We start from the raw sequence: 20,386 nt of genomic DNA on the forward strand, positions 1-20,386 counted from the left end.
GTTGCTTTATCGCTAACCCATCTTATGTCAAAACCTAATCTAAATCAGCACTTAATGCGCCTCATCCCAGTTCTCGCCAGCACCCGTCTCAACCAATAACGGCACAGCAAAGTCCACATTCCAGCCTTTTTCAACGGCAGTGGTCGTCAAGACGTCTTGCATTGCATTAGTAATAAGTTGGCTAATCTCATCTACCTTGTCACTATCCACTTCAAACACCAATTCATCATGGACTTGTAGCAGCATTTTGGCTTGCGCTTTTGGCAGTACTTTATCGACGGCAATCATAGCCAGCTTGATTAAATCTGCCGCTGAGCCTTGGAGTGGCGCATTAATCGCAGCGCGTTCAGCGCCTTGCTTGACCATACGGTTGCTATGAGTGATATCAGGCGTGTAGAGCTTACGACCCAATATCGTCTCGACATAGCCTTGCTCGTGAGCACTGGCGCGAGTATTAATCATATAGTTTTTGACACCCGGATAGCGATCAAAGTACATATCGATATAATCTTGTGCCTCATTGCGGCTCATTTGCAATTGCTTGGCAAGTCCAAAGGCGCTCATACCGTATAGCAGACCAAAATTAATGGCTTTGGCATTACGGCGCTCGGTCGAGGTTACGTCGGCGACATCTTTGCCCAATACTTCGGCAGCAGTGGCAGCATGAATATCCAAACCTTTATTAAAGGCATCTGTCAGGTTTTTATCGCCTGAAAAATGCGCCATCAAACGCAGTTCAATTTGTGAATAATCGGCTGCGAGAATTACACGACCTTCTGGGGCGATAAAGGCCTGACGAATCAAGCGCCCAGTCGCGGTACGAATCGGAATATTTTGTAAATTGGGATCAGTCGAAGACAAACGCCCAGTACTGGTCAGTGCTTGATGATAGCTGGTATGGACGCGATCAGTTTCGCTATCTGCGACATTATCAAGGGCATCGGTATAAGTGCTTTTGAGCTTAGATAGACCGCGATATTCTAAGGTAATATCGACCAATGGATGATCGATTTTTGACAGTACGGCTTCACCAGTAGAGTATTGACCTGATTTGGTCTTTTTGCCACCCGGAACGCCGAGTTTTTCAAATAGCATCTCACCAAGCTGCTTCGGTGAGCCGAGGTTAAACTCTTCTCCTGCCACTTCATAAGCGCGTTTTTCTAGCGCGATAATTTCTTCATCGAAGCGTTTCGATAGCTCGTTTAAAAATGGGCGTTTGATTAAAATTCCGTTTGCTTCCATCTGGCAGAGTATCTCCGCCGTTGGAATCTCTAGCTCGTGTAGCAATTTGGCATTATTGGCATCGTTCGCTAGCTCAACGCTGAACACCTCAAATAGCTGATAAGTAATGTCAGCATCTTCACAAGCATAGTCGCTAGCGATATCGATGGCGACTTGGTCAAAGGTAACTTGCTTAGCGCCTTTACCAGCGACATCTTCATAACTGATAGTTTGCGTTTGTAGATAGTGACGTGCCAAATCATCCATACCATGACGAGTGATAGCGGCATTAATCACGTAGCTGGCAAGCATGGTATCCATCGCCCAATTATTGGGACGAGCATGAATGCTACCCAATAAATCGATATCATAATGGCTGAGAATATGCGCATCGTATTTTAAATGCTGACCGATTTTACCGATATTTGGGTTTTCTAAAATAGGTTTTAGACGTGTTAAAACGCTATCGCGGTCGAGCTGTTTAGCCGTCAGCTCGTCACCCTCTAGCGCATGTGTCAGTGGTATGTAATAGGCTTCATGCGCTTGTACCGCAAAAGACAAACCGACGATTTGTGCTTGACGCCAATGGACGCTAGTGGTTTCGGTATCGATGACAAAATGCGGTGCAGACTCGAGTAAATGAACCAGACTCTCAAAAGCTGGTTCGTCGAGCACAGTATGCCACGCTCTATCATGCTGTTTACCGTTTTGGACATTCTCAATACTGCTTGATTGTAGCGATTTAGCGATTTGTGCTTGTGATTCAGCATCTGCTTGGCTACTTGCAACACTTTGTACGCCGTTCCCATTAGCATTGGCTGGATGGTTTGGGTGGTCAAGAGAAGCAAGCTCATTTCTAAACTCAAGCTCGCTATACAGCTCGCGCAATTCATCTATATGAGCACAAGGATTGGTATCGATTTTCAAATCATTCCAGTCTTGACCGATATCTAAGTCTGTGACGATAGTGGCCAGTTTGGCATTGAATGGAATTTCCTCTGCATGCTCAATCAAGCCTTTAGCGCCGCGTCCTTTAATAAAGCCAATATGCTTTAACATATTGTCGATATCACCGTACTCAACGAGTAGGTCTTTGGCGGTTTTTTTGCCGATACCGGGCACGCCTTTAATACCGTCAGAGGCGTCACCCATCAAGGTCAAAAAATCAATCATTTGGTTTGGATTAATACCGAATTTTTCGATGACCGCTTGGGTGTCTGTCACTTTGCCCGTGAAGCTGTCTTCCAATATGACGCAGTCATTGACCAGTTGCATCATGTCTTTATCGCCGGTTGAGATAACCACATGATGACCTTGCTCGACCGCACGGTGCGCCAGTGTGCCGATAATATCATCTGCTTCTGCACCTTCGATGCGTAACAGTGGAATGCCCAAAGCGGTTACCAAGCGATGGATATAAGGAATTTGCTCCACCAGCTCTATGTCGATGGGCGGACGAGCCGCCTTGTAATCAGCAGACATATGATGGCGAAAAGTTGGTGACTTGGTATCAAAACAGACCGCCATGTGAGTAGGATGATATCGACGCATCAATTTTAACAGCGCATTGAGCGTGCCACGGATGGCATTCGTTATCAGCCCTTGCGAGTTTTGCATGGTTTTTGGCAAGGCGTGATACGTGCGAAACAGATAATAAGAGCCATCAACCAAAATAAAAGGTGGCTGATTTTTGTCCACGTGACTGGTGTCCATAGTCGCTACGTTGGGCATGGTATCAAAATTTGGTAAGGCTTTAGGGTCAAGCGCTTGATGCGAGTTGTGGTTATTGTCTGCGGAGGATTCGGTCATATGGTCAGTCATAAAGGTCACTTATTATTAGGTATCAGATAGAGTCAATATCAGATAAAACGATGCTTCCATTATAACGATAAAATCAGACCTTGCCGAACTTCTCGATAGTTATGATATTTCTACTGCTGACAGACGCTCATAAAAAAAGAACCCAGTATTCACTGAGTTCTCTTATAGATAAAGCCGACATTGTTATTATTAAAAATCTATCTCACTTCTGAAGTCACTTCACTATCGATATTACCGTGAGTCGCTTTAGAATATGGGCAAACTTTATTGGCTTTTTCGACCAGCTTTTGGAACTCATCCGCTGATAGCTCTGTGTTTTCAGCAGTGACATGAATTTTCACAGCTAATTGAAAATCTAAGCCTTCACCTTTCATTAAATCTACTGATACTTCAGTAGTAGAATCAAACTTTGCTTTTTCTGCCCCTTTGACCGCAGCAAGTGCGCCATCAAAGCAAGCTGCATAGCCCATCGCAAATAACTGCTCTGGATTATTACCGTCTTTATCAGAGCCGGGTGCGACCATATTAATCGTCAAATCACTGTCTTGCAGACTGGCATTACCTGTACGGCCGCCAGTAACTGTTGCTTTGGTGGAATATAGTGTTTTCATAACATATCCTTTGTTGTGAGTTTTTATGTTTAAGCATTAAATTTTGATAGGGGATTCAGCATAACAAACCAGTGCATGAGCAATATAGGTCAGTCGTAAGTATATACTGTGGATTTGTAAGTGAACTGTTAGTAGAATCTTTAGCTGCATTTAACTATCGCAAGAAAAGCTTAATCGCTATAAGTAACAGAAGTATTAATGTAATATAGGAATATAGCTGTAAAAAATAAAGTTATCAAAATAGATGATAAAAAATCTAACCAATAAAGGTCTTATTCGATGAATAAATCAATGGTGTTACCTATTGCACTTTCTTTGCTAACATTTACCCTTGCTGGCTGCGGCGGGGAGGATGATGGTATTTATGGTTCGGGTAGCAGTAAGATTACGCTGACCAGCTTTGACAATAGCTATGATAAGCAAGCGAAAGATAGCGCCATTGCACGCATTGATGAGACCTACCGTACTGGTGAGCGTGAAATCAAGATAAAAAATATCGTTAATAATTATAGTAATCAAGGTTTGAATACTTTGGACAGAACGGTATTGGCAGACAACTTCGAAGGGCGACTGGATAATAAAGATATTGAAGTTGATAACCGCACTGTCAAACGTCCTATCTATGAAAAAGACAGTAATAACAAGCTAGACTACGAAACCAATTATAAGACGCTTAACTTATCAGGCTTGCAGGCAAACAGTTATAGCGCTGGTACAAACATAAATAACAGTCGCGGTATTCTCACCGACTTAAATAATTATCCTAAGATTCCAGCCAATGCAGAGTTTCCGATAGGCTCTGTTTGCTATATTCCAGTAGTCGAGAGCGAAAGCTCGTTTTTAGCCTTTAACGACAAAAACAAGACGGGATATACATCGCTCGATAAGTGGATTGATGCAGCTGAAAACCGTTTTAGCGATGATAGAGGCTACAGAACCTCTGAGTTTGGTGTAGGCATCGGCAATAAGCAAAAAGCGGCACAAGTGACGTTCTTTGAATACCGGAATCAGCCTGCTTATCAGTACAATGGTGTCGAATATAACGATGACACTGATGATAAAAATGCTATTTATGAAGCAAATTATGTTGCCAAAGGTGTGATGAATCCGAATACCAACAGTATTCGCGGTGTGGTGGATTGTACGATAGTCAATGAAGTCGCAGGAGATTTCTTGGCTGCACAAATCAAACGCTACTATTAATCTTAAAAACGCATCATGTTAAAAAATTGACCAACACTCTCTATTTGACTATCTAGGGAGTGTTTTTTTATGCGCTAATTCTGCACCTTGACGCTAAATCCGCTACAATACGCTCATTATTTATTCTATTTAGTTAGATTACTGTCTAAAAGACAGCCTTTTTGAAGTTAAGGTTGAAGCCAAAAATTATGAGCGTAGATCCAAAGAAATTAAACAAAGAAGTGGCTAAACGCCGTACTTTCGCCATTATCTCGCATCCCGATGCAGGTAAGACCACCATGACTGAAAAGTTACTATTATGGGGTCAGGCAATTCAGGTAGTAGGCGAGGTCAAAGGCCGCAAGACTGATCGCCATGCGACATCAGATTGGATGAGTATGGAGCAAGAGCGTGGTATCTCGATCACCACTTCTGTCATGCAGTTTCCTTATCAAGACCATGTGGTCAATCTATTGGATACACCGGGTCACGCCGATTTTAGTGAAGATACCTATCGCACCTTGACCGCTGTGGATAGCGCGCTGATGATGGTCGATGGTGCTAAAGGGGTCGAAGAGCGAACCATCAAGCTGATGGAAGTCTGCCGCATGCGCGACACGCCAATCATCTCATTTGTTAACAAACTGGATCGTCAAATTCGTGAGCCGCTTGAGCTGCTTAGCGAGATTGAGGCAGTGTTAAAAATTAAATGTATTCCAGTGACTTGGCCGATTGGTATGGGACAAGATTTCGTTGGTGTCTATCATCTGACCGAAAATAAGACCTACCTTTATGAAAAAGGTAATGGCGGCAAGATGACAGTCTCTGAGACCCGCGCGGGCTATGATTATCCAGATATCCGTGAGCGTTTGGGTCAATTGATGTTTGATGCCTTCGAAGAGTCACTTGAGCTGGTACAAATGGCGTTAGAAGAATTTAGCGTTGAGGCGTTCTTAGCGGGCGAGATGACGCCAGTATTGTTCGGTACAGCATTGGGCAACTTTGGCGTAAACATGGTACTTGATACCTTGATCAAATATGCACCGCCACCCAAGTCGCATCCAACCAATGAGCGTGAAGTAGCGGCAATAGAGACGGATTTTAGTGGTTTTGTCTTTAAAATTCAGGCCAATATGGACCCACGCCATCGTGATCGCATTGCATTTTTACGCGTGTGTTCAGGCAAGTATGAAAAAGGCATGAAGCTAAAGCATGTACGTTTGGGTAAAGACGTACGTATTGCCGATGCACTGACCTTTTTGGCAGGGGACCGCGAAGCGTTAGAAGAAGCGTATCCGGGTGATATCATCGGTTTGCATAATCACGGCACCATCTCTATCGGTGACAGTTTTACGGAAGGCGAAGAGCTGAACTTTACGGGTATTCCGCATTTCGCGCCCGAATTGTTCCGTCGTGTCATTCTAAAAGATCCGCTCAAATCAAAAGCCTTGCAAAAAGGGCTACAGCAGCTAAGCGAAGAGGGCGCGACACAGGTCTTTATGCCGCAGATTAACAACGATTTAATCTTAGGTGCGGTTGGTGTACTACAGTTTGAAGTGGTCGCGCATCGTCTCAAAGAAGAGTACAAAGTACAGTGTATCTTTGAGCCGGTATCGATTGCCACCGTACGCTGGATTCATTGTGATGATGAAGTGGCATTAGCGAAATTCAAACGTAAAGCTCATGACCAGTTGTCGCTAGATGGTGGTGGTTATTTAACGTATCTTGCCCCATCACGGGTCAACTTACAGCTGATGCAAGATCGCTATCCAGAAGTCACTTTTAGTAATACTCGTGAGCATTAAAATCCATCATTTCACGAGTTAGTTTATCTTTTAAGACACGCCAGCCGTGTCTTTTTTATTAGCTTAGATTTAGGCATTAAACGAGAGAGGGTAGGTAGCTATTCGTTAGCAGGAGACAGCAAAACCCTAAAAACACAAACAGTGTTCCTACAATACATCGTCATTGTTACGGTAGAATATCAAGTAACATCTTATGTTTATAAAAGAGGATATATGAACGCTGCGAATCAAATTGATATCAATCAGCCAACAATGAATCCGCATTTATCGATGACAGCAAGTCGTAGTCGTCTGCTGAGACTGCTTGCCGGCAGTTTACTGCTAGGTAGCATCGCCATGCCTGCAAATGCAGGTAATCTCATCAGTAGTACGGATTATCTAGAATATGAGCTGCCTAAAAAAGTGCAAGCACAGTGTATTGAGCGCGATAATTGTCCAGAGATTGACATCAAATATCTGAAGACCAATCACGGTTGGATCAATGATATCGCCAATGCGCGTATTAATAATTTAGTCGTCAATAGTAAACCGACTGAATCTGCGCCTATCAAAACGAACGTCAATCAGACAATGGTGAAAGCCGCCATTGATGACTTTGCCAGCTCACAGTTCATAGATATGCCAGAGGGCAGTTCATGGGCTTATAGCCTAATGGTAACGCCTGAGTATTTAGGTCATGTCAGTGATTTTGAATTGTTTGAAATCAATACTTATGTCTTTACTGGTGGCGCTCATGGCATGCCTTATAGCGAATACTTGATATTTGACCTTGGCACCAAAAAACAAGTCACGCTTGAGGATATGCTTCAATCAGGCAAGGAATCACGTTTTAAAGCGCTTGCTTATGATGCTTATAAAACTTGGGTCAAAACGGTTGACGACGATGTCAGCAGTTATGAGAAAAACTGGCCATTTACCTTAAGTGACAATGTGACACTGACGGATAAAGGCATCGATATTCGTTATCAGCATTACGCTATCGGCCCATATGCCTACGGTATGCCGGTACTTAGTATTCCGTACAGTAAGCTCGACGGTGTCATAAAGCCGCACTTTATACCTAAATAGTTCGGATGGTCATTGCATAACTTATTACGGTTTATATTAAAAAAATCGTAAAATCTCTTAAAAAATTGGCAATGATTTATCTAAAACCATTTGAAATTTAATAAAAGAATAAGGAGTTACCGCATGACGAACAATACAGATAGTATGAAGGCGACAGTCGACACAGAGACTTGGCAACTTAATGCATTAACAGAAGCGCTTGGTGACCTAACGTTGACGGTCAATGACAGCCTGTCTGTTGGTCGTGGCAGCGACAATGACGTGGTACTTGGTAGCAAGCAAGTATCGCGTAATCATGCGGTGTTAAGCGTCTTAGATGGTCGATTGTATGTCAAAGATTTAGACTCGTCGAACGGTACATTTATCAACGAGCAGCGTATCGACGGTAATACATCGAGCCTTTTACAAGTAGATGATACCATTGGATTTGCCAGTTTCAGCTTTCAGGTAAACGCGCCACTTGCTGCCACAGATACTGATGTATTAGCGCCCGTAGCAGTACAGGATTCAGTGGCTAAGACTGAGACCGTGGTTGCTGAAACGACTGCCGAAACACAGGCTGTCGAAGACTTGACGGTGAGTGAACCTGTTATTCATGAATCAGTGGCAAAAGAGCCGATTGTGAAACAAACGGGCATCGAATATATTCTGCCTGTGATAGCTGATGTGAAGACAGTACCTGTTGATACCGCCTCGGATAGAGTAGCAGACTCAGTAGGGGTAACTGAGACCAGTGTTAATGAAACAGTTGAACCAGTCTTACAGGAGCCGATTGTCAAACAAACGGGCATCGATGAAGTCTTAACGGCTATAGATAATACCGTGTCTAACACAACTGAAGCGGCACCAGTCGCTGCTGCAACTGTAGCAGATGCACAACCTGCTGTAAGTCAGCCAGAAGTCGTCGCAGCGACAGAGGCGGCACCGACAGCACCTGCTCATGATACGTCATTAGTAGAGCAGTCAGCTGTACATGAAAAGCCAGCAGTTGAATCAGAGCATGACAAAACGACTAAAACTGCTCTACAAGAAGAAGCAGATCCCGATATTCTACGAGCCAAGCAGGCGGCAACAGCACAATTTTCTGGCACTGCCAATCTAGGTCAATCTCGTGATCTTGGGACAGAAGGTAATAATGCGATGGATCAGACTATCAGTAATCCAGCCAATGCAAGACAGGCAGAGAAAAAACCAAGCGGTGGTTGGTTTATTTGGGTGTTTATTGCCATTCTAATTATCGGATTGGCGCTATGGCTATTTAATATGGGCGGCGTATAATTGACGCATGTAAACGATGATGGCACGCATCTAGCCATCGACTAATGAGTCCGTTGTATGACAGTGAATTAATGTTAGAGAGCTTTGATATTAGCCTTTGAACATTGCCGCCTAGTCAGTCGTCAAATATTAGCTGACTAAGAACATTGCTAATTACAATACGTCATTTTATAGCGTCAACATTCGATAGAGTGTTGACGCTATATTGCATTTATATGCTTATTATCATTTTTACTGTTCCTATCTTTTGCCAATATTTTGCTAAGAGAGCTTCACTATGATGACTTTTGAAGAATACCAAGCTTTTAAAGACCGTGGCTTTAGTCATGCCCCACTGATAAAAAAACGTCTAATGGACGCACAGACACCAGTATCTGTATTTTCTAAAGTACGTGATTTAAGCGGCTCTGCATATTTATTTGAGTCTGTCGTAGGCGGGGAGCGTTGGGCACGATATTCGATGATTGGTTTAGGTAGTGATCTCATTTTGCAGTATGCCGATGGTAATATGACCGTCAAAAAAAATGACCATACCGATGTCGATGCAGTCGCTGACCCGTTTGACTATATTCGTCAGCTAATGGCGCAGTATAAGATGCCAACAGTCGAGGATATTGCAACGCTACCGAGCTTTAGCGGCGGCTTAGTAGGTTACTTTGGCTATGACATGGTGAGGGTTATCGAGCCAAGCGTGGGTTTGTCAGACGCCCCCAATCCGATGACAATGCCGGATATGTGGCTGATGCTGTCAATGAGCGTGATTGTTTTTGACAGTTTAGAAAATACGTTATCTATCATCGTTTATGCTGATTGTCACACTGAAGATGGCTATAGCAATGCCATCCGCGAACTAGAAAAAATTGAAGAAAAACTGGCAGAAATGCCAAATCTGAGCGCACCCGTAATGCCAACGCCGACATTTACCTCACAAACAGGCGCGCAGAAATATTGTCATGATGTCAATAAAATAAAGGATTACATTTTAGCAGGCGATGTCATGCAAGTCGTTCCTGCGCAGCGTTTGACGGCCAATTATACTGGCGACTCATTAGCAGTTTATCGTGCCCTACGATTCTTAAATCCATCGCCTTATCTGTTTCTGGTGCATGGTTACACCCTCGATGATCACAAGCGTTTCGACATTATTGGAGCATCCCCTGAGATATTATCACGTATCGAAAATGGCAAAGTGACGGTACGACCATTGGCGGGTACTCGTAGACGCGGACAAAATGAAGCGGAAGATTTAGCGCTTGAAAAAGAGCTGCTGAGTGATAAAAAAGAGATCGCCGAGCACTTGATGCTTATCGATTTGGGTCGTAATGATATTGGCCGCGTTTGTGAATATGGCAGTGTCAAAGTCACCGAAAAAATGTTTGTCGAGCGTTACTCGCAAGTGATGCACATTGCTTCTAATGTTGAAGGGACGATATTGCCCAATAAGGATGCGTTGGATGTTTTTTGTGCGACGTTCCCCGCTGGTACGCTATCAGGTGCACCCAAAATACGCGCCATGCAAATCATTGACGAGATAGAGCCAGTCCGCCGAACGGTATTTGGCGGCTCAGTCGGTTATCTGGGCTGGCATGGCAACATGGATACCGCCATTGCTATTCGTACTGCCGTGATGCGCCGTGGTAAAATTCATATCCAAGCGGGCGCTGGGGTGGTCGCTGACTCTATTCCAGAAGCAGAGTGGGAAGAGACCAACAAAAAAGCATTGGCGTTGGTCAAAGCGGTAAAAATGGCGTGTAATGGTTTACGGATTCGCTAGGGACTCCAGTCATAAAAACACAGTATGCGGTTATTGTGGAAAAATAGCCTATTTTTTTTATTTAAAAAAACATCATTACAATCAATTAGTTATATTTTTTTATTGAAATAATCATAAAAAAGGCAAAAAAGGGCTTGCGTCTTTCAAAAAATTTGATAGAATAGCCACCACTTTAAGAGAACAAGCCGACTTAGCTCAGTTGGTAGAGCAACTGACTTGTAATCAGTAGGTCGCCAGTTCGATCCCGGCAGTCGGCACCATCTCTCTTAAAGTAGCTTTTTATGAATCTGTCTTAAACTAAAGTCATTTTTGTTTAAAGCAATCTAAGGTGGGATTGGGGAGCGGTCAAACCCAACAGACTGTAAATCTGTCGCGAAAGCTTCGAAGGTTCGAATCCTTCTCCCACCACCATATTTTTTAAAGTTTGTCATAGCGCCAAGCATACTCTTTATACTTAATGACTCTCGATTAGAGTCTTCTTGAATAAGAGTAATTGCGGGTGTGGTATAATGGTAACACCTTAGCCTTCCAAGCTAATGACGCGGGTTCGATTCCCGCCACCCGCTCCATATATACAACATCGCAAAGATTATCAATAAATCATCACGACAGTCAGTTTTAGTATTGCTGTATCGTGATATTTTTTTTAGTAAATCCATAAGTTGTTTTTTGTGGTTATTAAAAACATGCTCATATAGCTCAGCGGTAGAGCACTCCCTTGGTAAGGGAGAGGTCTTGAGTTCAATTCTCAATATGAGCTCCATTTATTGTTTAAACCTCTTGTGTTTGCTTTGCCATCTTTAAACAGTTCGTATCGATATCGAAATTACAAAATATTGAAAATTATAAATTACAGTGTAGCAAATAATATTTAAGGGTGACACTGAGGTGTTGCCTTTTAGTGCTGTCAATTTATCAAGCTATCAATACATGAGTAATTATCTAAAAGTATCTAAGACAAAATTATTTAAGATAAAAGTATCTAGGTTCGGCAGGCTCCAATATTATTAATGATTTACACTAAGATAAAGTAGTGCAACAGCGATAATGTATAATATCTTGCAATGTTCACTAGATTAAAAAATACGTATAGTGCTTAAACTTATGTGTGCAGCATTGAAATGCATGATTTGAGCACATATATACAGTCGTAAAATGATCAAACAGTTTTAGTAGATAAGCCATAGCGTCAACGGTTTGATGGTTCTGTATGCATCATGAGCCGTCAAACAGCTATTCACCGATCTTTGATTGATAAAGATTCACCAAAAAAAGAGGAAATACCCATGGCAAAGGCCAAGTTTGAACGCGTAAAGCCACACGTCAACGTCGGTACAATCGGACACGTTGACCACGGTAAAACAACCCTAACAGCTGCCATCGCAACTGTAGCAGCAATCACCTCTGGTGGCGAAGCCAAAGACTACGCGTCTATTGACTCAGCACCAGAAGAAAAAGCACGTGGCATCACCATCAACACCTCACACGTAGAATATGACACCCCAGCACGTCACTACGCTCACGTCGATTGCCCAGGTCACGCCGATTATGTTAAAAACATGATCACCGGTGCCGCTCAAATGGACGGCGCAATCCTAGTCGTATCAGCAACTGACGGCCCAATGCCACAAACCCGTGAGCACATCCTGCTTTCACGTCAGGTTGGCGTACCGTACATCATCGTATTCATGAACAAATGTGATGTTGTTGATGACGAAGAATTGCTAGAACTCGTAGAAATGGAAGTTCGTGAACTTCTTAATGACTACGACTTCCCAGGTGATGACACCCCAATCATCCATGGTTCAGCGACTGAAGCCCTAAAAGGCTCACAAGAAAAATACGGCCAACCAGCGGTTGTAGAACTTCTTAACGTTCTTGACACCTACATCCCAGAGCCAGAGCGTGACGTTGATAAAGCATTCCTAATGCCAATCGAAGACGTATTCTCAATCTCAGGCCGTGGTACTGTTGTAACAGGTCGTGTTGAATCTGGTATCGTACGCGTAGGCGACGAAATCGAAATCGTCGGTATCCGTGACACTCAAAAAACCACCTGTACTGGTGTAGAGATGTTCCGTAAACTGCTTGACGAAGGTCGTGCAGGCGAAAACTGTGGCGTACTACTACGTGGTACTAAGCGTGAAGACGTACAACGTGGCCAAGTACTAGCTAAGCCAGGTTCAATCACTCCTCACACCAAGTTTGACGCTGAAGTATATGTATTGTCAAAAGAAGAGGGTGGTCGTCATACTCCATTCCTAAACGGCTATCGTCCACAGTTCTACTTCCGTACCACTGACGTAACTGGCGCAATCCAATTACAAGACGGTACTGAAATGGTCATGCCTGGTGATAACGTTGAGATGGGCGTAGAGCTTATCCACCCAATCGCTATGGACAAAGGTCTTCGCTTCGCTATTCGTGAAGGCGGCCGTACTGTAGGCGCTGGTGTTGTTGCTAACGTACTAAACTAATCTATCAGTCTCAGTAATGAGATTGTAAGTTAGTCATAAAAAAGCCATCCTTGTTTAAGGGTGGCTTTTTTTTAGCTATAAAAAGGTAATGGTATAATCAATATTATAATGATAAATATTTGAAATACAGTAAGTACTATGGTATTTGGGTTTGTATAAATAATAATAAGAGGATACATAATGTTGATGATAAAGGTTTTATCAACCCATAGTGCAGATTTTGAGCAAGTGCTGCAAGCAGTAGCGGATATTGAAGCCATCGTTCAACCGCAAGATGCTTGGGGCTATCAGACATTGGTGGAATCACTCAAACAAGATAGCATGCATCTGCTGATCGTTTATGAGCAAAAAGACAATATTATTATTAATACTACTGTGACAGGCTATTGTTTATATCAAGTGATTTTTGAACAAGCGGAGATTTTACGTATTGGCACTCATCCTGATTATCAACGTCAAGGTATTGCCTCACAAATTTTTGCCAGATTGAATACAGAATTGAGAAAGCATCAGGTGGAGAGCCTTTTATTAGAGGTGCGCGCAGATAATACGCCTGCGATAGCCTTATATGAGCAGCAAGAATTTGCTCTCATTCATAAGCGTAAAGGGTATTACCAAACTCCCCATCAACCAGCTATTGATGCCCTGATTATGCAGCGCCTGTACGTCCGAGAATAATGAATGGTATCGAATGGAGCCAAATAAACCCGCAGAATAGTAGATGGGTCGGCACTTTTATCATTATTGGGTGGGTATTTTCTTTTTACAGATTTCAATATTGAGTTTATAGTCATTATCTACTTTCATACGCTCAAGAACGTCGATGCGTTCGCTTAATAGTTCTACCATGAGGCTGATATTGGCTTGCTGTTTTTGTATTTGCGCCAATTTTTGCTGAGTAAGCATCAGTTGTAAATCAACATCCAATTGACCATCGTAATAATCATTCAAGCTGTCTCTGATTTCAGTGAGTGTAAAGCCAATCGCTTGCGCACTTTTGATTAGCTCAATACGTTCGATACATTCTGGATGAAACTCGGTATATAAACGGGAGCCTGCCTGACGCTTACGAGATTTTAGCAAGCCCAGTTGGTCATAATGACGAACGGTATCTTTGGTTGTTTGAGCTTTTGTTGCCAGTGTTCCAATCAGTAAGAACGATGTGTCGGGTGCCATGATAACCTCGTCGGTAGGTAGCAGTTGATAAGGTACGAGTTAATAAAGTAGCGATTAACAAACAGACATAAGCTATCCATCACTTAGTCATCGTATTTATTTTAAGATAAGCTGCCAAGGTTCTATGGTATCAAGTAACGATACGGCGAGTGGTTTATGAGAGTTATTTTGCCATTTGACAGTGCTATTAGCCGTTAACAGATCCAATTGAGTCAAAAAGTCAGCACGCGGTAGCGTGGTTGCACCCAAGCTCATCAAATGCTCATTTGGTAGCTGACAGTCGACCAGCGCCACATGGCTTTGTTCACATAAGCGCATTAAACCCCAAAATGCGAACTTTGAGGCGTTAGAGGCGATATGAAACATCGATTCGCCAAAGTAAATGCTACCTATTTTTAGACCATAAAGCCCGCCAATGAGTTGCCCTTTATCATTCCAAACTTCAATGCTATGTGCAAATCCTTGTGCATGCAGTTCGGTATAAGCCTCAATCATTTCTTCATGAATCCAAGTATGTTCGCCCTCGGGCTGTTCATTATTGAGGCGATCACTGCGCGGTAAACTACAGGCATGAATAACGTCATCAAAAGCTTGATTCAGGGTTAATTGCCAACGCTCGCGGATGGCTTGCTTACGCAGCGACTTGCTTGGCTTATAATTGGTTGGCACCATCACACAGCGCGGCTCTGGGCACCACCATGCAATTGGTTCATCTTCATTAAACCAAGGAAACAGACCTTGCGCGTAAGCAGAAATTAATGTTTCGGCTGCCAAATCTCCTCCGACAGCGACGATGCCAATGCCGTCAGGATCAACCATCAAAGGGTCAGGAAAGTCATAACGCCCAAGACTTTTTAAGGTCTCAGGCGTGATATGCTCATTATTGTATTGAGAGAAATTACCCATTTAGGCTTCTTTATCAGCAGTCAATGTTGACGCATAAGTATGGTCAGCGGCTGTGGCTTCGCCAATCGCATCCAAGTATTTTTCAGCATCTAGCGCGGCCATACAGCCCGTACCAGCAGAAGTGATAGCTTGACGATAGACATGGTCTGCGACATCACCTGCGGCAAATACGCCTTCGATACTGGTTTGTGTGGCATTGCCGTCTAAGCCGCTTTTGACAATAAGATAGCCGTCTTTCATATCCAGCTGACCTTTAAATAAGTCTGTATTCGGTTTATGACCAATCGCGACAAACATACCAAACACGTCTAACTGTTTGGTGCTGCCATCAATCATAGATTCGATGATTACGCCATTGACGCCCATGTCATCGCCGACGACTTCTTTGACTTTATGATTCCACTCGATTTTAATATTACCGTTTTTGACCTTTTCAAACAATTTATCTTGGAGGATTTTTTCAGAGCGTAAGCTATCACGGCGATGCACCAAGGTCACTTCAGCAGCGATATTTGATAAATACAATGCTTCTTCGACAGCCGTATTACCACCACCAATCACCGCGACTTTCTGATCTTTATAAAAGAAACCATCACAAGTTGCACACGCTGATACGCCTAGGCCACGAAATTTGGTTTCTGACTCCAACCCCAAATACTGTGCTGATGCGCCAGTCGAGATAATAAGCGCATCACAAGTGTAGCTACCATTATTACCCGTCAGCTCAAAAGGGCGCACGTTTAAATTGACTTCATTGATATGGTCATAAACCAGTTCAGTACCGAAGCGCTCGGCATGGGCTTTCATGCGATCCATCAATGCAGGACCCGTTAAGTCATGCGCATCGCCCGGCCAGTTATCGACTTCAGTGGTGGTAGTTAGCTGTCCACCTACTTCCATGCCCGTGACCATGACAGGTTTGAGGTTGGCACGTGCGGCATACACAGCCGCTGCATAACCAGCAGGGCCTGAGCCTAGGATAATGAGTTTTTCGTGACGTGGAGCAGTATTGTCAGTTGCCATGAGTTATTCCTTGCTAAATATAAATGTTAAAAATATGAGTGAGCAATATGATAAAAAACAGTCTTCAAAATTGATGCTAATGGGATTTTCTAATCGCTGCGTGATAATAACATAAGGGCATTGGACGAAAAGTACAAGTTTGCTAAAACAAACACAGGTATGATTACAATCAAAGTATATTTTTCTTGAAATATTATGGTTAGAAACCGCTGGTATTTTATAGGGCTTACCTAATATGACTGTCCTTGTTCTGTTCGTTATATTTTGCAAGTGACATAGGTTTTTGCTTAAACCGTATACAGACTGATTTTATTGCACGCTTTCTTTGTAAGACGGTCGCCACTATCCCTATGTATTTGTTATTATAAGAAGTTATGCCAAGTGTGCCAAAGGCAAAAAGAAGGCTGTTGTATATCGCTTTTATAATAGACAATGTTTTCTGTACACTTCGCTAAGTGCGTTTGTATCAGCACTTTATATCCATCCCTTTATCAGCGCTTTATGTCAGCATGATTAGGCTTAGTCATGCATTGGCAACCATTTAGTATTAATAACAAGGCAGATCTTACGTGATATCAGCACCGCTTATTGAGTATTTAAAAAAGGGAATATTTACCCTCCTTGGGTTAATACTGGCCGTTTATCTATTTGTCATTTTGATGACATATACCAGTAACGATCCTAGTTGGTCGCATATCAGTAGCGATATGACCACGATTAATAATGTAGGCGGCGAATCGGGTGCTTGGTTATCTGACTTGCTTTATAGCTTCTTTGGTTTTGGTGCATGGTGGCTGCTGGCGTTTGTGGTTTATGAGTCTATCATTATTTGGTGGGACAACAAGCCAACGTTTTGGCTGATGCGAGTGGTTGCTTATGTGTTTTTATTATTAAGTGCCAGCGCTTTGTTTGCACAATTGGTGGCGTTAGTACAGCAATTGACCAATTCAGGAACGCTAGGGCTGGAAAGCGTGGCTGGTGGCATTATTGGATTTGAATTACAGGCGCGTTTGGCACAGCTTTTATCGCAGTGGGGGAGTGTGATTTTCTTGACGGCATTTGTCATTATTACCGCGACTTTTGCCTTTAATATTCATTGGCTAGCGATTTATGAGAAGGTTAAGGCGCTATCGTGGCTTGGCTCAGGGGTGAAGCGTCAGGGTAGAATGCACGATAGCGTATCAACCACGCCAGAAAATATCAATGCCAAGCAAAATGATGAAAGTATAGCCAACAGTAATGCGAAACAAGACGCAGCCGATCACGAGCAGCTGCCACTTGAGTTACAAGTTGCTGGCAATGCTCAAGCCGTAGACAACAGTGGTCGGTTCAGCAATGTGTTGTCAGAGTTTTTGGCAACGTCAGGGTTGGCTGAGAGCGTTAAAGCTTCTGTAGTTGCCGCAACACAAGCGGCGATGCCTAATTCAGCTGCTAAATCTAGTCGTGAGAATAGTGAGCCTGTCCCTGTCTCAGTAGAAACACCTAGCAGTACTGTTCAAAATCTAGCAAGTCATACGAATACATCGACGCCGTCAAGTCCTGCCATGACTGCTATCCGTAAAGTCGAGCCAAGCTTTGCTTGGAATGACGCCAATACTGTCGATGACTTATTAGCCAGTGAGCAAATGGCTTATCACGCTAATGATATGAACACTTCTGATTCAGCTGCTACTACTTCTGTATCTGCTGATAGCAATACTGAGTCGTTAGAGACTGTGGTATCAGACTCTACAGCGATATCAGCCGTAGAGATGTCCGAAGCTCAATCAACAGAGAACTTGCCGTCAACAGCTCAGCCATCAATAAATGAGCTGGTATACGGTGAGACGGTTGACGAAACAAATAATGAGCTTGAATCGTTTGAGTTAGAGGATAAAGTGGAGGCCGTTGATATACTGGCTGATGCATGGTTGGCAGAGCATGCGGATGTCTCAACATCTACAGCTATGCAGCCTGCAGAAACAGGGCAACCTTCAGGAACAGTGCAAGCAGCCAATATGACTGAGCTGCCCAAACAAGCAGCAGTCACAGCGCCTGCGACAGACTCATATAATAGCGAAATGAACGACTTTACTGATAAATGGTTTGATGAAGAGCCTGAACTGTCAGAGGATTTCGAACCTTCTTATATATCTAATGAAGCGAGTGTCGCCAAAGCAGTAGACGTGGTTGTACCAGTTGCGTCAGTTACTGATATGACACCGACCAATACGCCGCCTGCCAATCCTAAACTCGCGCCGACAGCAGCAACTGGTATTACAGAAACAAATGCTTCGCCCGTAACAGCGGCTAAACCTACGGTAAGCTTTGCGGTGCCAGAAGGCGATAGCAGCAATCATATTGCTGACATGATGCCAGAAGATGACAGTCGAGCTGACGACACTGACCTGCCGGTGATGCCGCATATTAGCGATGATGCCGCCTTCAGTCAAAAATCACGCTCGATGCAAACGGCTGCCTATCGCAGTAGCCTTACACCTATCCCTGAGATTTCTATTTTAGATAAGCCTGACCCTGACCGTAAGCCGAGCTATACATTGGCCGAGCTTGAGCAGTTGTCCGAGCTATTAGAAATCAAATTGCAAGAGTTTAATGTCAAGGCTGCTGTGGTTAATGCCATCCCAGGTCCCGTAGTAACGCGCTTTGAAGTAGAGCTTGCTGCTGGGGTAAAAGCCAGTAAAGTGACGGGTATTTCACGCGATTTGGCGCGTTCGTTATCGATGGCGTCCTTGCGTGTGGTCGAGGTCATTCCGGGTAAGCCGTATATTGGTATTGAGGTGCCAAACAAGCAGCGCGAAATGGTACGTTTGATTGAGCTGTTAAATACGGAAAAATTTATCGACCCTAAAGCCCAAATCAGTATGGCGATGGGTAAAGACATCGGCGGTAATCCGATTATTACTGACCTTGCTCGCGCGCCGCATATGCTCGTTGCCGGCACCACAGGCTCTGGTAAATCGGTCTTGGTCAACTCGATGCTACTGTCGATGCTGCTAAAATATACGCCGAATGAGCTGCGCCTTATTTTGATCGATCCAAAGCAGCTTGAGCTTGCCAACTACAACGATATTCCGCATCTGCTAACGCCAGTGGTCACTGATATGACGGAAGCGGCCAGTGCCTTGTCATGGTGCGTGGCAGAAATGGAACGCCGTTATCAGCTTATGAGCTTATTAAAGGTGCGTAAGCTTAATGAGTTTAATAAAAAGGTCATTGCTGCTGAAAAATCGGGCAATCCGATGCTTGATCCTTTGTGGCGACCTAATGACAGCGTGAGTATCAGCCAAGCACCGAAGCTAAAAACCTTGCCGATGATTGTCATTGTCGCGGATGAGTTTGCCGATATGATTATGCAGGTTGGTAAACAAGCCGAAGAGCTTATCACCCGCTTGGCACAAAAATCACGCGCAGCAGGGATTCATTTAATGCTTGCTACCCAGCGTCCGTCGGTCGATGTCATTACTGGTCTGATTAAAGCCAATATTCCCGTGCGGGCAGCGTTACGAGTGAACTCAAAAGTAGATTCGCGGACGATTCTGGACAGTGGCGGTGCCGAAGACATGCTGGGTAATGGTGACATGCTATTTTTAGGACCTGGGCAAATTGAGCCGGACCGTGTGCATGGTGCCTATGTCAGCGATGAAGAGGTCAACCGTGTTTGTGATGCGTGGCGTGAACGCGGTGCGCCTGATTATATTGATAATATGGCAGGCAACTTTGAACTGTCTAGTCCTAGTGGCGGTGGTAGTACGGCGAATGCCTCTGGTGAGGATGACGACCTTTATAACGATGCTGTGGCCTTTATTATGGAGACGCGGAAAGTTTCTGCTTCTAGTATCCAGCGTAAATTTAGTATCGGCTATAACCGTGCCGCACGTATCGTAGATTCTATGGAGGACGCGGGGTTGGTCAGCTCAATGGGCAAAAGCGGTAAGCGTGAGCTATTAATGTAGATAAATGTTGAGCTTAAAAGTAGTTATCGTTGGTTATCTATATTAGAATAAATATAAAGAGTAATAATTGCATCTGCTCAATATATAGGGA

13 protein-coding genes and 4 tRNA genes are annotated in these 20,386 nt (G+C 43.6%); 12 read left to right on the plus strand and 5 right to left on the minus strand.

The features are described from left to right. Nucleotides 1-51: 51 nt before the first annotated feature. Nucleotides 52-3,042 (minus strand): DNA polymerase I, encoded by a 2,991-nt coding sequence (polA, locus tag JMW85_RS03160; protein WP_374220442.1) that lies wholly within the window; start codon nt 3,040-3,042, stop codon nt 52-54. A gap of 197 nt (nt 3,043-3,239) precedes the next feature. Continuing rightward, nucleotides 3,240-3,653: an organic hydroperoxide resistance protein gene (locus JMW85_RS03165; RefSeq protein WP_109591048.1), complete on the minus strand. Its 414-nt coding sequence runs from the start codon at nt 3,651-3,653 to the stop codon at nt 3,240-3,242. Nucleotides 3,654-3,932: 279 nt separating this feature from the next. Here JMW85_RS03165 and JMW85_RS03170 point away from each other — a divergent pair, with 279 nt between their 5' ends. From JMW85_RS03170 to rimI, 11 genes are all read left to right on the plus strand, one after another. Further along, nucleotides 3,933-4,856 carry a hypothetical protein gene (locus JMW85_RS03170; protein WP_109591051.1) on the plus strand — a complete coding sequence of 308 codons (924 nt, stop codon included), beginning with the start codon at nt 3,933-3,935 and terminating at the stop codon, nt 4,854-4,856. Nucleotides 4,857-5,044: 188 nt separating this feature from the next. Beyond that, nucleotides 5,045-6,640 carry a peptide chain release factor 3 gene (locus JMW85_RS03175; protein ID WP_109591053.1) on the plus strand — a complete coding sequence of 532 codons (1,596 nt, stop codon included), beginning with the start codon at nt 5,045-5,047 and terminating at the stop codon, nt 6,638-6,640. A gap of 213 nt (nt 6,641-6,853) precedes the next feature. Further along, nucleotides 6,854-7,708: an RsiV family protein gene (locus tag JMW85_RS03180; protein WP_109591055.1), complete on the plus strand. Its 855-nt coding sequence runs from the start codon at nt 6,854-6,856 to the stop codon at nt 7,706-7,708. 123 nt (nt 7,709-7,831) lie between these two features. Beyond that, complete coding sequence (locus tag JMW85_RS03185; protein ID WP_109591056.1) at nt 7,832-8,986, plus strand: FHA domain-containing protein; 1,155 nt, start codon at nt 7,832-7,834, stop codon at nt 8,984-8,986. A 277-nt stretch (nt 8,987-9,263) separates the two neighbouring features. Continuing rightward, the gene (locus JMW85_RS03190; RefSeq protein ID WP_109591058.1) at nt 9,264-10,760 is read left to right on the plus strand and encodes an anthranilate synthase component I family protein; all 1,497 of its coding nucleotides are present in this window, start codon (nt 9,264-9,266) and stop codon (nt 10,758-10,760) included. Between the two features lie 184 nt (nt 10,761-10,944). Then, nucleotides 10,945-11,020, plus strand: a tRNA-Thr gene (locus tag JMW85_RS03195). Nucleotides 11,021-11,087: 67 nt separating this feature from the next. Then, nucleotides 11,088-11,171: transfer RNA gene (locus tag JMW85_RS03200), tRNA-Tyr, on the plus strand. Nucleotides 11,172-11,255: 84 nt separating this feature from the next. Next, nucleotides 11,256-11,329 (plus strand) — tRNA-Gly (locus JMW85_RS03205). 119 nt (nt 11,330-11,448) lie between these two features. Next, nucleotides 11,449-11,523, plus strand: a tRNA-Thr gene (locus JMW85_RS03210). Nucleotides 11,524-12,046: 523 nt separating this feature from the next. Next, nucleotides 12,047-13,237 (plus strand): elongation factor Tu, encoded by a 1,191-nt coding sequence (gene tuf, locus JMW85_RS03215; RefSeq protein ID WP_055124836.1) that lies wholly within the window; start codon nt 12,047-12,049, stop codon nt 13,235-13,237. Between the two features lie 180 nt (nt 13,238-13,417). Beyond that, nucleotides 13,418-13,915 (plus strand): ribosomal protein S18-alanine N-acetyltransferase, encoded by a 498-nt coding sequence (gene rimI / locus JMW85_RS03220; protein WP_201580929.1) that lies wholly within the window; start codon nt 13,418-13,420, stop codon nt 13,913-13,915. Between the two features lie 63 nt (nt 13,916-13,978). On the opposite strand, the gene JMW85_RS03225 is transcribed toward rimI, so the two are convergent. The 3 genes from JMW85_RS03225 to trxB form a co-directional block, all read right to left on the minus strand. Then, nucleotides 13,979-14,413, minus strand: coding sequence for a MerR family transcriptional regulator (locus JMW85_RS03225; protein ID WP_045447676.1), 435 nt, complete (start codon nt 14,411-14,413; stop codon nt 13,979-13,981). A 96-nt stretch (nt 14,414-14,509) separates the two neighbouring features. Then, on the minus strand, nt 14,510-15,319 hold the full coding sequence (gene aat, locus JMW85_RS03230; RefSeq protein ID WP_201580930.1) for a leucyl/phenylalanyl-tRNA--protein transferase: 810 nt from the start codon (nt 15,317-15,319) through the stop codon (nt 14,510-14,512). Continuing rightward, complete coding sequence (gene trxB / locus JMW85_RS03235; protein ID WP_045456114.1) at nt 15,320-16,342, minus strand: thioredoxin-disulfide reductase; 1,023 nt, start codon at nt 16,340-16,342, stop codon at nt 15,320-15,322. Between the two features lie 569 nt (nt 16,343-16,911). On the opposite strand from trxB, the gene JMW85_RS03240 reads away from it, so the two are divergent. Further along, complete coding sequence (locus tag JMW85_RS03240) at nt 16,912-20,295, plus strand: DNA translocase FtsK (protein WP_201580931.1); 3,384 nt, start codon at nt 16,912-16,914, stop codon at nt 20,293-20,295. Nucleotides 20,296-20,386: the final 91 nt, after the last annotated feature.

Source organism: Psychrobacter glacincola, from assembly GCF_904846075.1.
Lineage (GTDB): Bacteria > Pseudomonadota > Gammaproteobacteria > Pseudomonadales > Moraxellaceae > Psychrobacter > Psychrobacter glacincola_C.